Source organism: Streptomyces typhae (genome assembly GCF_009755605.1).
Lineage (GTDB): Bacteria > Actinomycetota > Actinomycetes > Streptomycetales > Streptomycetaceae > Streptomyces > Streptomyces typhae.
On record NZ_WPNZ01000016.1, the window covers coordinates 63,703 to 77,923 of the forward strand.

Below are 14,221 nucleotides of genomic sequence, written 5' to 3' on the forward strand. Positions count from 1 at the left end.
CCCCCCTCCCCGGTGCCCGGCACCCCCGCGGGTGTGCGTGTGTGGGCTCCCTCCGCCCGTGCGGAGGGAGCCGACTCACGCTGCCCGCCCTCGGGTCACTCCGCGGACTCACCCGCGTGCGGGCTCAGGGCAACGTGCGAGTGGAGGCTTTCCCTGCCGACGACCTCGTGGCCCATGCGGGTCTCCACGACGATGCGACTGTGCCGATCTTCGTCCAGCCAGGGCGCTGGCCGCGTCTCTGCGTCCGCCCGCCGGGTGATCTCCGCACCGGGTCACCGCTGCTCTGGCACTCGTGTCTGTACGGGGCGGTGTAGCCGGTGGTCGGTTGCACGGTCGCCTCAGGCTGTCGGTGCCGTCGGCTAGCGTGCGCGGTATGCGCTACTTCAATACGGCCGGGCCGTGCGTCCCCACGCGTCACTACATGGTGCCGGCCCAGGAGCGGCTGCCCAGGGCCCGCGGGTACATCGAGCAGGGCCAGTACTTCGTGGTGCACGCGCCACGGCAGACCGGGAAGACGACGGTGCTGGCGGCGATGGCCCGGGAACAGACGGCCTCGGGCCGGTACGCGGCGCTGCACTTCTCGTGCGAGAGCGCGGAGGTGGCCGGGGAGGACTACGGCCAGGCCGAGCTGCTGGTGCTGGAGGCGATTCGACGGTCCGCGGAGTCCGCTGGACTTCCTGATGAGACCGCGCCCCCCGCCTCCTGGCCCGACGCGGTGCCCGGGTCCCGGCTCACGCGGGGGCTGACTGAGTGGGTGCGGAGCTGTCCGCGTCCGCTGGTGCTGTTCTTCGACGAGATCGACGCGCTGCGGGGGGAGAGCCTGCGCAGTGTGCTGCGCCAGTTGCGCGATGGCTTCACGGTCAGCCGTGGCGGCTTCCCGCATGCGGTGGTGCTGTGCGGGCTGCGGGACGTGCGTGACTACAAGGCGGCCTCGGGCGGGGATCCGGGGCGCCTTGGTACGTCCAGTCCGTTCAACATCAAGGTGGCGTCGCTGCGGTTGGGCGACTTCACCGAGGCCGAGGTCGCCGAGCTGTACGGGCAGCACACCACGCAGACGGGCCAGGATTTCACGGTGGATGCGCTGGAGCGTGCCTTCAGCTTTACCCAGGGACAGCCGTGGCTGGTCAACGCGCTGGCTCGGGAGGTCGTCGAGGAGATGGGGGTGCCGTCGGACACGCCGATCACGGCCGAGCACATGGAGGAGGCGAAGGAGCGGCTGATCCTGGCGCGTGCGACGCATCTGGACTCGCTGGCCGCCAGGTTGGGCGAGGACCGGGTACGGCGGGTGATCCAGCCGGTGATCGCGGGCGAGCTGCTCCTGCCGACGGACACGTACGACGACGATCTGGCGTACGTGCGCGACCTGGGGCTGGTCGCTCCGGACGCGCCGGTGCGGGTGGCCAATCCGATCTACCAGGAGGTCATTGTCCGGGTCCTGGGAAACAACACGGAGGGCCAGGTCGTCGCCGCCCCGAGCAGCTTCCGGCTGCCGGACGGCCGGATCGACATGGACAAGCTGCTGTGCTCCTTCGCCGAGTTCTGGCGGGAGAACGGCGAGATCCTGGCCACCGCCTCGACCTACCCGGAGGCCGCAGCACAGCTGGTGATGATGGCCTACCTGCACCGGATCGTGAACGGGGCGGGTTTCATCGACCGGGAGTACGGGGTCGGCCGGCGACGCGTGGACCTGCTGATTCGCCAGCCGTACACCGCTGCCGACGGTTCGCGGGCGGTGCAGCGCGAGGCGCTGGAGCTGAAGGTGTGGCGCCATGGCCGCGCCGACCCCCTCGCCGAGGGGCTGGCACAGCTGGACGACTACCTGGACCGCATGGAGCTGCCCACGGGCACCCTCGTCGTCTTCGACACCCGCCCGCAGGCAGCCCCGGTCCACGAGCGCACCGCCTTCTCGCAGCAGACCACGCCCTCCGGGCGCACCGTCACCCTGCTACGCGCCTGACGGCCGGGAGACCGCAGCGAGAATCGCCCCCAGGTTCTTTGGCCGTGTTCCCGGAGCAGCACGGGTTCGGTGCGGGAGTCCGAGGGGCTCGGCAGCCAGGAATCACGGCAGTTCGGGGCCGACACGTCAGCTCCGTGCCAGCACATGAAACCCTGGGGGCGGGCCGCAGCACGTTCTTCGACAACTTGCGCCGACGGCACCTTCGGTCCCGTGGAGGGCGTCAAGATCGATGAGCCACGGCAGCCGGGGTCGCGTCTCTCGACCAGCTGTGAGGCGGCAGAGCGCCCGTTACCTCGTCCCCGGAACCACGGCCAGGCGTACGCCGACCCTCGTCAAGTTTCCGCACCGTCGTGCGGGTTCAGGTCGAGATAGACCATCAGCGGAAGGGGTGTTGCCATGCCCGCGATGCTCGGTCGCCCAATCGCCTGATGCGTCGGACTTTCCCCGTTGCGCGAAGCCCGTCTCGCAACGAACGGAAGAGCCCGCACGACTTGCCGTGCGGGCCCTTACGTGTCATCCCTGCTCTGCGGACGCACGCGCCCTAGGGGGGCGTACCCCGCCTCCCCGGTGGGAGATGAGTGGGAGACAAGTGGGAGATGATCATGGCGTGGTGCTGCAATCAGGCGCTAGGAAACGCTGGATAGCGCTACCTGAGTGGCCTTGCTTCAGTCGCCGGACTCACCCGCGTGCGGGCTCAGTTCCCCCACACCCACGAGCACGAACAGCACGATGCCGAGCAGGATGCGGTAGTAGACGAACGGCATGAAGCTCTTGGTCGTGATGAACTTCATGAACCACGCGATCACGGCGTAGCCGACGACGAACGCCACGATCGTGGCGAAGATCGTGGGGCCCCACGAGACGTGCCCCTCGCCCGCGTCCTTGAGCTCGAAGACGCCGGAGGCCAGCACGGCCGGGATGGCGAGGAGGAAGGAGTAGCGGGCCGCGGCCTCCCGGGTGTAGCCCATGAGCAGGCCGCCGCTGATGGTCGCGCCGGAGCGCGAGACACCGGGTACGAGGGCCATGGCCTGGCAGATGCCGTAGATCAGGCCGTCCCTGACGCCCAGTTCCTTGAGGTCCTTGCGGTGGCGCACGGCACGGTGCTTGCCGCCGGTCTCGTCGCGGGCGGCCAGGCGGTCGGCGACGCCGAGGACGATGCCCATGACGATCAGCGTGGTGGCGATGAGCCGCAGATCACGGAACGGGCCCTCGATCTGGTCCTTGAACGTGACGCCGAGGACACCGATCGGGATCGAGCCGACGATGACGAGCCAGCCCATCTGCGCGTCGTGGTCGGACCGCGGCACCTTGCCGACGAGCGACCCGGTCCACGCCGAGATGATCCTGCCGATGTCCTTGCGGAAGTAGATGAGGACGGCTGCCTCGGTACCGATCTGAGTGATCGCGGTGAACGCCGCACCCGGATCGTGCCACCCGGCGAACGCCGCGGTCAGCCGCAGATGCGCGCTGGAGGAGATCGGGAGGAACTCGGTCAAGCCTTGGACGAGTCCGAGGATGAACGATTCGAGCCAAGACATGAAAACCGCGCCGTCCAGTAACTGATCGAGGACCCAAGAGGGCGGCGGGACGATCAGGTGCGTCCCGCCGGGGGGCAGCGTAGCGGCACAAGGTGAAGTTTCCGGCGCGAGGGCTGCCCCAGAGGTGCGCGGGGAACTGCGCGCTCAGCGCACGATAAGCCGCAGACGCGTCTGCCGGGGCACTGAGCAGACGCGTCTGCGGCTTTTCACGGGTTGCTCGCGCGGTTCCCCGCGCCCCCTACGGGGCGCTGTCAGCGCAGGCGGTGGCGTTTGCGCCAGGCCACCGCGGCGCCCGCGAGGCCGGTCGCCGCGATGAACCCCATCGCGACGAGGAAGGCGGGCGACGTGGGCGTCGAGGCCCGCGCCCCGGCTATGACGTACGCCGCCGTGTTCGGGATCGAGCCGATGCCCGTGGCGAGCAGAAAGGGCAGCCAGCCCATGCGGGACACCGCGGCGCAGTAGTTGGCCGCCGCGAACGGCACCCCGGGGAAGAGCCGGACCGCGAGCATCGAGCGGAACCCGTGCCTGCTCAGCTGCCCGTCCGCCGCCTTCAGCCAGCGCCCGCGCAGCAGCGGGCGCAGCGCGTCCTGCCCGAGCACCCGGCCGAGGCCGAACGACACCCCGGCCCCGAGGACCGTCCCGGCGATCGCCGCGGGCAGCCCCGCCTGCGAACCGAACAGCGCGCCCGCCGCGAGGTTGAGCAGCGGCCGCGGTACGAACGCGACCGTGCACATGCCGTAGGCGAGGGCGAAGACGCACACCGCCGCCGCACCGCCCCACTGCGGTGGCCAGCCGTCCGCGAGGAGTCGCTGCGGCTCGAAGAGCAGCACGCCCGCGCCGGCCGCGGCCAGCACGAGCACGAGCAGGGAGAGGCGCGACCACGGTGAGAGCAGCACCCGGGTGCAGCGCACGGCGAGGCCCGGCGTCGGGGCGGCAGCGGTGTGGAGCATCCGGGGAGACTAACCGACCTGTGTGACTGATCGCCGTATGGTGCGTCTCATGCGCGTCACAGTCCCGCGGAGCCCCCTGGCCGACACCCTCCTGGAACGCCTCACCGCGCGCTTCGCGGAAGCCGCGCGAGCGGCGCAAGCCGCGGATCCGGTGCGGGCCGCGGACATGCGCGCGTACATGAAGGACGTCGCGCCGTTCCTCGGCATCACCTCGCCCGCGCGGCGCGAGGTGTCACGGGTCGTGCTCGCCGGGTCGCCGCGCCCCGACGAGGCGGACTGCGCCGCCCTCGCGCTGCGCTGCTGGCGGCTGCCCGAGCGCGAGTACCAGTACTTCGCCGTGGACTATCTGCGCCGGTACGTCGGCCGCTGCTCGTCCGGATTCCTGCCGGTGGCGCGGCACCTGGTGACGACCCGGCCCTGGTGGGACACCGTCGACGCCCTCGCGGCGCACGTCGTCGGCTCCCTCGTCGCCGCGGACCCCGCGCTCACGGCGGAGATGGACGCCTGGATCGAGGACGACGACCTGTGGGCGGTACGGACGGCACTGCTCCACCAGCTCCGGTACAAGGACGCCACGGACACCGGCCGCCTCTTCGCGTACTGCGCCCGGCAGGCGGCGCACCCGGACTTCTTCGTGCGCAAGGCGATCGGATGGTGTCTGCGCGAGTACGCGAAGACGGATCCGGACGCGGTACGGGACTTCGTCGCCCGGCACCGGGACGTGCTCGCCCCGCTGTCGGTGCGGGAGGCCCTGAAGAACATCAAGGCCTGAATCCGTGTCTGATCCTGGCCCGACGCGGGCCTGATGCGTCTCCGGTGGCCCGTGGTGCCCAACGTCCCTCTGTGACCTCGGTGACCGCTGTGGCCGCTGGGCCGGGGAAAATGATTCGACGCGCGGCACCGCGTCGGCAATGATCGTCGACATGTTCCGGTACGCCTCCCTCACCCCGCCGTCCGCAGTCGCGGACGCGGTCGAGGCTGCCGTCACAACGCCGCCCGGCGCACTGGCCACGGCCACGACCGCCGCGATCGCACCCGCCGTCCTTCCTGCCGACGGCACCCGAAGCTGACCCTCTCCGGACATTCCGGCGGACCCCGCAGGGGGAGGGTCGGCCAGGCCCCAGGGGTCCCCGTCCGCCGCCGTCCGTGCCGCGGGCCACACCTTTCGAGTTCCGAGGCAGGAACCGCCATGTCCAAGACCGCTTACGTACGCACCAAGCCGCACCTGAACATCGGCACCATGGGCCATGTCGACCACGGCAAGACCACCTTGACCGCCGCCATCACCAAGGTCCTCAGCGAGCGCGGCACCGGCACCTTCGTGCCCTTCGACCGCATCGACCGCGCCCCGGAGGAGGCCCAGCGGGGCATCACCATCAACATCGCCCACGTCGAGTACGAGACCGACACCCGCCACTACGCCCACGTCGACATGCCGGGCCACGCCGACTACGTGAAGAACATGGTCACCGGCGCGGCGCAGCTCGACGGTGCGATCCTCGTGGTGTCCGCGGTGGACGGCATCATGCCGCAGACCGCCGAGCACGTCCTGCTGGCCCGGCAGGTCGGCGTCGATCACATCGTCGTCGCCCTGAACAAGGCCGACGCGGGCGACCCGGAGCTGACCGACCTCGTGGAGCTCGAGGTCCGGGAGTTGCTCTCCGCCCACGGGTACGGCGGGGAGACCGTGCCCGTCGTCCGGGTCTCCGGGCTCAAGGCCCTCGCGGGCGAGCCACGCTGGACGACGGCGATCGAGGCGCTGCTCGACGCCGTCGACACCTATGTGCCGATGCCGGAGCGCTATGTGGACGCGCCCTTCCTCCTTCCCGTGGAGAACGTCCTGACCATCACGGGCCGGGGCACGGTCGTCACCGGCGCCGTCGAGCGAGGCACCGTCCGCGTCGGCGACCGGGTGCAACTCCTCGGCGGCGCCGACGGCGACACTGAGACGGTCGTCACCGGCCTGGAGACCTTCGGCAAGCCGATGGACTCCGCGCAGGCGGGCGACAACGTCGCGCTGCTGCTGCGCGGGGTGGCGCGCGACGCGGTGCGCCGCGGCCATGTGGTCGCGGCGCCCGGCAGCGTCCGTCCGAGTCGCCGCTTCACTGCCCAGGTGTACGTCCTCTCGGCCCGCGAGGGCGGCCGCAGCACCCCGGTGTCGACCGGCTACCGGCCCCAGTTCTACATCCGCACGGCGGACGTGGTCGGCGACATCGACCTGGGCGAGGCCGCCGTCGCCCGTCCCGGCGACACGGTCTCCGTGACCGTCGAACTCGGGCGTGACATCCCGCTGGAGCCGGGGCTCGGCTTCGCGATCCGGGAGGGCGGCAGGACGGTGGGGGCGGGGACCGTGACGGAAGTCGGCTGACGCCGAACGCCGTCGCCGCTCAGGACCCGGCCGGGGGACCGGTCCCGACCACGTCGGGGCCGGTCCCCCGCTCCGCTGCCCGGTCCACCTTTCCGTCGCTCTGCCCGGCCCCGTCCGACCGGCTCCGACCGGCTCCGACCGGCTCCGACCGTCTCCGAACGGCCCCGTCCGACCGGTCCTGATCGACCGGTCCTGATCGACCGGCCCCGTCCGACCGGCCGGATGCGGACAACGTGAAGGGAAGGGGGGCGCGCGCCGTTCAGGCGGTGCGCCGCTGCGGGCACAATGGGGCCGTGAACGAGCCCGCCGATACGACCGGACCCGAGCCGGTACCCGAATCGGAGCCGATGCCCGAGTCGGAGCCGATCCCCGGGGCGGCGTCGATACCCGAATCGGAGCCGATACCCGAGTCGGAGCCGACACCCGATGCGGAGCCGATCCCCGTCACCCGCGTCGTCGACCACGGCACCGCCAAGCTGCTGCCCGACGTGGACCGGGACCGGGCCTGGCTCCTCACCGTGGACGGCTCCCCCCAGTCGTACGTCGACCTGGACGAGCCCACGTACCTGGAGTTCGAGTACGCCCGCAGGCTCGCGCACGCCCTGGACACCGCCGCCGCCCCCGGGCGGCCGCTCGACGTCGTCCACCTCGGCGGCGGCGCGCTCACGCTGCCCCGCTACGTGGCGGCGACCAGGCCCGGGTCCCGGCAGGACGTGGTCGAGGCGGACCGCGGACTGCTGCGGTTCGTCGTCGAGAAGCTGCCGCTGCCCGCGGACTCCGGGATCACGGTGCACGGGACCGACGCCCGTGCCTGGGTCGAGGCGGCCCCCGAGAGCAGCGCGGACGTCGTCGTGGGGGACGTCTTCGGCGGCTGCCGGGTGCCCGCGCACCTCACGTCGGACGCCTACGCTGCCGCCGTGCGGCGGGTGCTGCGGGCGGACGGCTGCTACATCGCGAACCTGGCCGACGGCAGCCCCTTCGCCTTCCTCCGCTCCCAACTGGCGACGTTCGCGGGCGCCTTCGAGGAGCTGGCCCTCATCGCCGAGCCCGGCCTGCTGCGCGGCCGCCGCTTCGGCAACGCGGTGCTGCTCGCCGGGCACGCGCCCTTCGACCTGGGGTCCCTGGTCCGGCGCACCGCCGCGGACGTGTTCCCCGCGCGGGTGGTGCACGGCGACGCCCTCCGGAAGTTCATCGGTGACGCACGTGCCGTACGGGACGCGGAGGCCGTCCCGTCCCCGGAGCCACCGGACGGCGCTTTCAGCGTCGGCTGACCTGCGCGGGTCACCGCGCGCGCCCCCGGGGGGCTCCGCTCAGCCGGTGTCCGGGGAGTCGGTCAGCCGATCAGCCGGTCAGCCGGTGGGCGGCTTGGCCAGCGGCCCCGTCCCGGAGACCTCCGCCCCCGTGCCCGCCTGCGCGCCCATACCGGCCTGGGCCCCCGCGCCCGTCTGCGTGTTCGCGGCCACCACGTCCTGGGTCCGGCGCCTGAGGTTCCGTACGTCGGGCACGCACAGCACCGCCGCCGTCACCACGACCACGAGCACGGCGCAGCCCCAGAGCGAGGCCGACCGCCCGAAGGCATGCTCGGCCGGGCCCGCGAGGGCCGTGGCGAGGGGCACCATCGCGATCGAGCCGAACCAGTCGTACGCCGCGACACGCGACAGTTTCTCCTCGGGGATCTCCTGGTGCATGGCCGTCATCCAGGAGACGCCGAAAACCTCGATCGCGACGCCGCTCACGAACATCACCGCGGCGAGCCCCGCCACCGGCAGCGGCACCGCGAGCGCCGCGGACGGCGCGGCCAGCGGAAAGACGCACAGCGTACCGGCGAGGAGGAGCCGCCGCGGCTTCCAGCGCATCATCAGGATCGCGCCGCCCACGGTGCCCGCGCCGAACGCCCCGAGCGCGAGACCCCAGGGCCCCGCGCCGCCCAGTTCGTCCTCGGCGACCAGCGGTCCGAACACCGACTCGGCGGCGCCGACGACCGCCACCACGACCGAGAACTGCGCCACGATCGACCACAGCCAGGTACGTCCGGTGAACTCCCGCCAGCCGTCGCGCAGATCGGCGAGCAGCCCGCCGCCGGGCTCGCGCGGCGGTATGTGACCGACGTCGAGGAACGCCCGCAGCGCGCCCGCGAGCGCGAACGCCACCGCGTCCACGGCGAGCACCCAGCCGGGCCCGATGACCGCCACGAGCAAGCCGCCGAGCGCGGCGCCCCCGAGGCCCGCGCCCTGCATCGCCATCCGGTAGAGGGCGAACGCGCGGCTCGCCTGCTCACCGCTGACCGAGGACAGCAGCATGCCCTCGGAGGCGGGGCCGAAGAACGCCTGCCCGGTGCCGCCGAGGGCGGTGAGCAGCATCATCTGCCACAGCCGCGGGTCACCGGCGAGCACGACGACCGCGAAGGCGGCCTGCGAGACGCAGTTCAGAGCGTTGGCGGCGACCATGACGCGGTGCCGCGGCAGCCGGTCGGCCACCGCGCCGCCGATGAGCAGGAACAGCACGAGGGGCAGCGTGCGGGCCGCCGCCACCAGGCCCACGTCGCCGCTGTCCCCGCCCGCGTCGAGCACCGCGAACGCCGCCGCGATCAGCGCGCCGTGGCCACCCAGATTCGTGATGATCGCGGCGGCGGTGAGCAGGGTGTAGTTGCGGCCGGCCCAGGAGGGGCGGCGGGCGGCGGGAGAGGTCACCACGGGACTATCCCCGCAGGGGCACCTCCTTGCCAAACCGATTCCCCGGCCGCCCGTCGGCCGGGGAACGGATCAGGACTCCTCGGGCTGCCCGTGCAGCCGCACCGTCGCGAGGATCTTCTTCACCTGGGCGTCGGGGACCTCTTCCTTCACGCCCTTGGCGCCGTACAGCGTCCAGGCCACGTAGTCGCCCGAGCCGTTCTTGAACGCGAACGTCGTGGCCTTGCCGTCGGAGTCGCACTTGTCCGTCTTCGGGACACCGGACGTCGTGGACGTCGTGACGCTGCCCTCGATGCCGGACTCGGTGGTGTACGGCTCCGTCTTGCCGATCTTGATCTTCTTCTTGTCGGCCTTCTTCTGGCCGGTGTAGCCGCCGAAGACCCACCACGCCGAGTCGTTGCGCGCGACGTCCTTGGTGTTCTTCGCGCCGTTCTGCCCCTTGGTGCCGACCGCGGCGAGGGAGGTGTCGCTGTTCTTGCCGTCCTTGTTGCCGTCGGACGAGCACCACTTCTCTTTGTAGATGGCGGGCGCGGACATGATGATCAGTGGCTTGGTGCCGTCGCCCTTCTTCTCCTCGAAGCCGATGAAGGTGTCGGGGGACTTGACCGTCCAGTCCGGCGGCACGTCGAAGGCGGTGCCCCACTTGGGGTTCACCACGACCTGCCAGCCCGGAATCGTCGGCTTGGGGTCGCCGCCGGTACCGCGCGGGTTGTCGTCGTCCGACGACGGCTCGCTGGTCGGCTTCTTCGAGACCGACTTGGAGGGCTTGCTGTCGGCCTTGTCGGACTTGCCGTCCTTGTCGTCGCCGTCGCCGAGGACCAGGAAGCCGGTGACGCCCGCGGCCACGACCACGGCCGCCGCCGCGACGATGGCCGTGATCTTCGTCTTCCTGCCGTCACCGTTGCCGCCGCCACCGCTCCCGTCGGGGCCGCCGGCCTGCGGCGCGCCCATCGGGAAGGTCGGCGCCCCCCACTGCGGCTGGGCGGCGGCCGGCTGTCCGGGCGGGGCCGCCGGGGGCTGCGCGGCGGGAGGCTGCTGGTACGGGTTGGGCTGCGCGGCGGGCTGCTGCTGCGGATAGCCCGGCTGCTGCTGATAGCCGGGCTGCTGGTACGGATTCGGCTGCTGGTACCCGGGCTGCTGGTACGGGTTCGCACCCGGGTCCTGCGGGTTCTGCTCGCCCCCGGGCGGCTGCTGTTCTGGCCACATGGCCAGTAACCATAGATGGGCGGACCCCCGGGTGCCACGCCCGGCCGCCTGCCGGACGGCCACCGGAGCAGGGGGCGGACGAGGCGGTGACGAAGTGGTGAAGAAGCGGTGCGTGAGAAGGGGGTGACGGCCCCCTTCGTGTCACGCCGTCGGCTCGCCGTACAGCCGGACCGTGTCGAGGATCTTCATGACCGTCGTGTCCGGGATCTCTTCCTTCACGTCCTTGGCGCCGTACAGGTTCCAGGACACGAACTCGCCCGCGGAGTTCTTGAAGCCGAAGCTGATCGCCTTGCCGTCGGAGGCGCACTTGCCCCGCTGCGGCGTGTTCTGCGAACGGCCCCACGCGATGCTGCCCTCGATGCCGGACTTCGTGGTGTACGGCTTCGCCTTCTCGTCGTACGTCATGCTCTTCTTGTCCGGCTGGGTGTAGGCGCCGTAGATCCACCAGCCGACGGTGTTCACCGCGACCTGCTCGGTGCTCTTGCCGCCGCGCCCGCCCTTGGTGCCCGCGACGACCAGGGGAGTGTCCTCGAAGCGGCCGTTCTTGTCGTCGTCCGTGGTGCACCACTTGGGCTTGAGGGTCGCGGGCGAGCCCATCGTCGTGAGCGGCTCGCCCGTCTTGTTGTCCTCGATGTTCACGGCCCGGCGCGGCCCCGCGACCCGCCAGTCGGCCGGGACGTCGAAGGCGACGCCCCACTTGGGGTTCACCACCACCTGCCAGCCCGGGACGGTCGCCTTGGGGTCGCCGCCCGTACCGCGCTCGTCACCGTCACCGTCACCGTCGCCGCCCGCCGACTCGCCGGACGCGGGCGCGGAGGCACCGCCCTTGCCCGCCTTGTCGGCCTTGTCGCCGGTGTTCTTGCTGTCGTTGCCGAGTATGAGGAAGCCGGTGACGCCCGCGGCCACGACCACGGCGGCGGCAGCGGCGATGGCGATGACCTTGGTGCGGTTCCCGCCCCCGCCGCCCTGCCCGGCGGGCTGCTGGTGCGGGGGTCCGGGCTGCGGGGGACCGGGCTGTGCGTAGCCGGGCTGCGAGTAGCCGCCGGGTTGCTGGTGTCCGGGTTGCTGCTGATAGCCGGGCTGCTGGTACGGATTCGGCTGCTGGTACCCGGGCTGCTGGTACGGGTTGGCGCCGGGGTCCTGCGGGTTCTGCCCGCCACCGGGCGGCTGCTGTCCTGACCACATGGCGGGTAACCATACGGGTGCCGTGTGTGCGCGATCGCAACCCCCCTCGGGGAAGCGTCGGTTCCCGTCCGGCCTGGCCGCAGACGCGGGGGCGGGCCTGGTCAAGAGAGGCTACTCGTGGGTAACGTTCGGGCATGAGCGCAGACCAGATGTCGATCGGCGAGATGCTCGCCGCCACCGTGCCGATGGCCAGGACCCTCAACCTCCAGTTCACCGAGACCACTCCGGAGCGGGCCGTGGTCGTCCTGCCCGACCAGGGCGAGTTCCACAACCACGTGGGCGGGCCGCACGCCGGCGCCATGTTCACGCTGGGGGAGTCCGCGAGCGGCGCCATCGTGCTCGCCGCCTTCGGGGCGCAGCTCTCCCGCGCCGTGCCGCTCGCGGTGCGCGCCGACATCGCGTACAAGAAGCTCGCGAAGGGAACGGTCGAGGCCACCGCCACGCTCGGCCGTCCCGCCGCCGATGTCGTCGCCGAACTCGACGCGGGGCAGCGCCCGGAGTTCCCGGTCGCCATCGCCATCACGCGCGAGGACGGCGCCGTCACCGGTGAGATGACCGTCGTGTGGACCCTCAGGCCGAACGACTCCCAGGACAAGTAGGGCTGTTCGCCGCCGCCGCGGCGGCCCGGTGCCGGTGGCCGAGCAGGTAGGCTTCCCCGGCGCGCGTGATCGAAAGAGGCACGCGCGCGTCGGGGGAGTCACCTGCACTGAGTCGTCTGCACAGAGTCACCTGCACAGCGGAAGGAACCGGGGTTGCACGTCCAGGAGTGGCTGGAGAACGTACCCGCCGTCAGCGTCTACGCCCTCGTCGGACTGGTCATCGGCCTGGAGTCGCTGGGCATCCCGCTGCCCGGCGAGATCGTCCTGGTCTCCGCCGCGCTGCTGTCGTCGCAGCACGGCGACGTGAACCCGGTGGTCCTCGGCGCCTGCGCCACCGCGGGCGCGGTGATCGGTGACTCCATCGGCTATGCGATCGGACGCAGGGGCGGACGGCCGCTGCTCGACTGGCTGGGGCGGAAGTTCCCCAAGCACTTCAGTGAGGCGAACGTCGGCAGCGCCGAGCGGTCCTTCCAGAAGTGGGGCATGTGGGCCGTCTTCTTCGGCCGCTTCGTGGCGCTCCTGCGCATCTTCGCCGGGCCGCTCGCGGGCGTCCTGCGGATGCCTTACTGGAAGTTCGCCATCGCCAACGTCTTCGGCGGCATCGTCTGGGCGGGCGGCACCACCGCGGTCATCTACTACATCGGCGTGGTCGCCGAGGACTGGCTCAAGCGCTTCTCGTACGTGGGCCTCGGCATCGCCGTCCTCATCGGCATCGGCTCGATGCTGCTGGTCAAGCGGCGCGCGAAGATGGCGGCGGGGTCTGGCGGGGGCGCCTTGGAGAGTGTGCCCGGGGCCGGGGCCGAGCCGGTCGAGAGGGCCGAGCAGGTCGAGGGGGACCTCGCCGGTACGCGTACTCCGGCCGCCGGCTGAGCTTTCGCGCCGCGCTCACCGCTGGTCTCCCTGCGCGCCTCTCACGTTCCCGCACGTGTCACGCGTTCCCGCACGTGTCACGCGTTCCCGCACGTGTCACGCGTTCCCGCACGTGTCACGCGTTCCCGCACGTGTCACGCGTTCCCGCACGTGTCACGCGTTCCCGCACGTGACACGCGTTCCCGCACGTAGCACGCGCCCCCGAACGCAGCACGCAGCTCGTGCTGTGCCCCGGGTCCGAGGAGGGGCCCGTTCCCCCACCCGTGCTGGGGTTTGCCACCCGTGGAGTCTGGAGCCTGCCCCCGTACGCAACCGGGGGCAGGCTCCAGTGAGTTCGGGGGCGCACGTGCCTAGCGTCGGAGGGCATGAGCTGTGTACGGCACGCCGGACAGGGACTCGCGTCGGCTGGGCGCCGGGGCCCGCTCTCGCGCAGCTACTTCCTGGACGACGGCGCGCTCGTGTCCACGCCCGCCGACGGCAACCGGTTCTTCGGCGCGCTCCTGGGCGGCAGGCTGCTGCCCGGACGCAGGATCGCCGAGATGCGGCGTACCGTCCCGGCCGCCCCGGACCGGGTGCGGCCGGGCGCCCGCTACGGACTCGGCCTGGTCTCCACCCCGCTGCCGTGCGGCGGTACGTCGTGGGGCCCCGGCGGCACCGTGCCCGGCGGGCACCGGGCGCTCGGCGCGGTGGGCTCCCGCGCCCGCGCCGTCGCCCTGACCCAGGTGCCCGGCGTCGAGCGGGCCGAGCGGGACGTCCGCGCCGTCGTGAACACAGCGTTCTGCGCGCCCACCCGCACCGACCACCTCAAGGAGACCCCGTGACCCCGCCTCGCGCCGCCGAGCACCGCGACAGCCACGC

The 14,221-nt window shown here is 72.0% G+C and carries 13 protein-coding genes; 8 read left to right on the forward strand and 5 right to left on the reverse strand.

Translation table 11 applies throughout. The features are described from left to right. Nucleotides 1-373 precede the first annotated feature (373 nt). Entirely contained in the window at nt 374-1,957 is a 1,584-nt protein-coding gene (locus GPA10_RS26880) for an ATP-binding protein (protein WP_246259821.1), read from the forward strand. Between the two features lie 665 nt (nt 1,958-2,622). Here the strand turns inward: GPA10_RS26880 and GPA10_RS26885 are convergent. Both GPA10_RS26885 and GPA10_RS26890 read right to left on the reverse strand, forming a co-directional pair. Beyond that, entirely contained in the window at nt 2,623-3,495 is an 873-nt protein-coding gene (locus GPA10_RS26885) for an undecaprenyl-diphosphate phosphatase (RefSeq protein ID WP_058848864.1), read from the reverse strand. 251 nt (nt 3,496-3,746) lie between these two features. Continuing rightward, nucleotides 3,747-4,445, reverse strand: a complete 699-nt coding sequence (locus GPA10_RS26890; RefSeq protein ID WP_157167757.1) for a TVP38/TMEM64 family protein — start codon at nt 4,443-4,445, stop codon at nt 3,747-3,749. A 49-nt stretch (nt 4,446-4,494) separates the two neighbouring features. Here GPA10_RS26890 and GPA10_RS26895 point away from each other — a divergent pair, with 49 nt between their 5' ends. From GPA10_RS26895 to GPA10_RS26910, 4 genes are all read left to right on the forward strand, one after another. Continuing rightward, nucleotides 4,495-5,217: a DNA alkylation repair protein gene (locus GPA10_RS26895; protein ID WP_246259823.1), complete on the forward strand. Its 723-nt coding sequence runs from the start codon at nt 4,495-4,497 to the stop codon at nt 5,215-5,217. A gap of 139 nt (nt 5,218-5,356) precedes the next feature. Further along, the gene (locus GPA10_RS26900) at nt 5,357-5,515 is read left to right on the forward strand and encodes a hypothetical protein (RefSeq protein WP_157167758.1); all 159 of its coding nucleotides are present in this window, start codon (nt 5,357-5,359) and stop codon (nt 5,513-5,515) included. 119 nt (nt 5,516-5,634) lie between these two features. After that, nucleotides 5,635-6,813 (forward strand): elongation factor Tu, encoded by a 1,179-nt coding sequence (gene tuf / locus GPA10_RS26905; RefSeq protein ID WP_058848862.1) that lies wholly within the window; start codon nt 5,635-5,637, stop codon nt 6,811-6,813. 293 nt (nt 6,814-7,106) lie between these two features. After that, entirely contained in the window at nt 7,107-8,084 is a 978-nt protein-coding gene (locus GPA10_RS26910; protein ID WP_343041365.1) for a fused MFS/spermidine synthase, read from the forward strand. A gap of 78 nt (nt 8,085-8,162) precedes the next feature. Here GPA10_RS26910 and GPA10_RS26915 read toward each other — a convergent pair whose 3' ends face one another. The 3 genes from GPA10_RS26915 to GPA10_RS26925 all read right to left on the reverse strand — a co-directional run bounded on the left by GPA10_RS26915 (nt 8,163) and on the right by GPA10_RS26925 (nt 11,894). Continuing rightward, a complete protein-coding gene (locus tag GPA10_RS26915) occupies nt 8,163-9,506 on the reverse strand; it encodes an MFS transporter (protein ID WP_343041366.1) in 1,344 nt (447 codons plus the stop codon). Nucleotides 9,507-9,575: 69 nt separating this feature from the next. After that, complete coding sequence (locus GPA10_RS26920) at nt 9,576-10,709, reverse strand: DUF8017 domain-containing protein (RefSeq protein ID WP_157167759.1); 1,134 nt, start codon at nt 10,707-10,709, stop codon at nt 9,576-9,578. Between the two features lie 141 nt (nt 10,710-10,850). Then, nucleotides 10,851-11,894 (reverse strand): DUF8017 domain-containing protein, encoded by a 1,044-nt coding sequence (locus tag GPA10_RS26925; RefSeq protein ID WP_157167760.1) that lies wholly within the window; start codon nt 11,892-11,894, stop codon nt 10,851-10,853. Between the two features lie 134 nt (nt 11,895-12,028). Between GPA10_RS26925 and GPA10_RS26930 the strand changes: the two genes are divergently transcribed. The 3 genes from GPA10_RS26930 (at nt 12,029) to GPA10_RS26940 (ending at nt 14,184) form a co-directional block, all read left to right on the forward strand. Beyond that, entirely contained in the window at nt 12,029-12,493 is a 465-nt protein-coding gene (locus tag GPA10_RS26930; RefSeq protein ID WP_198351716.1) for a DUF4442 domain-containing protein, read from the forward strand. 153 nt (nt 12,494-12,646) lie between these two features. After that, nucleotides 12,647-13,363: a DedA family protein gene (locus GPA10_RS26935; protein WP_157167761.1), complete on the forward strand. Its 717-nt coding sequence runs from the start codon at nt 12,647-12,649 to the stop codon at nt 13,361-13,363. Nucleotides 13,364-13,728: 365 nt separating this feature from the next. Beyond that, complete coding sequence (locus GPA10_RS26940; RefSeq protein WP_157167762.1) at nt 13,729-14,184, forward strand: serine hydrolase domain-containing protein; 456 nt, start codon at nt 13,729-13,731, stop codon at nt 14,182-14,184. The last annotated feature ends 37 nt before the right edge of the window (nt 14,185-14,221 follow it).

What these genes read in the sequence shown, in the direction of transcription:
- tuf (WP_058848862.1), top strand. Translation starts at nt 5,635, where the DNA reads ATGTCCAAGACCGCTTACGTACGCACCAAGCCGCACCTGAACATCGGC.
- GPA10_RS26880 (WP_246259821.1), top strand. Translation starts at nt 374, where the DNA reads ATGCGCTACTTCAATACGGCCGGGCCGTGCGTCCCCACGCGTCACTAC.
- GPA10_RS26920 (WP_157167759.1), bottom strand. Translation starts at nt 10,709, where the DNA reads ATGTGGCCAGAACAGCAGCCGCCCGGGGGCGAGCAGAACCCGCAGGAC.
- GPA10_RS26900 (WP_157167758.1), top strand. Translation starts at nt 5,357, where the DNA reads ATGATCGTCGACATGTTCCGGTACGCCTCCCTCACCCCGCCGTCCGCA.
- GPA10_RS26930 (WP_198351716.1), top strand. Translation starts at nt 12,029, where the DNA reads ATGAGCGCAGACCAGATGTCGATCGGCGAGATGCTCGCCGCCACCGTG.
- GPA10_RS26890 (WP_157167757.1), bottom strand. Translation starts at nt 4,445, where the DNA reads ATGCTCCACACCGCTGCCGCCCCGACGCCGGGCCTCGCCGTGCGCTGC.
- GPA10_RS26925 (WP_157167760.1), bottom strand. Translation starts at nt 11,894, where the DNA reads ATGTGGTCAGGACAGCAGCCGCCCGGTGGCGGGCAGAACCCGCAGGAC.
- GPA10_RS26940 (WP_157167762.1), top strand. Translation starts at nt 13,729, where the DNA reads ATGAGCTGTGTACGGCACGCCGGACAGGGACTCGCGTCGGCTGGGCGC.
- GPA10_RS26895 (WP_246259823.1), top strand. Translation starts at nt 4,495, where the DNA reads ATGCGCGTCACAGTCCCGCGGAGCCCCCTGGCCGACACCCTCCTGGAA.
- GPA10_RS26885 (WP_058848864.1), bottom strand. Translation starts at nt 3,495, where the DNA reads ATGTCTTGGCTCGAATCGTTCATCCTCGGACTCGTCCAAGGCTTGACC.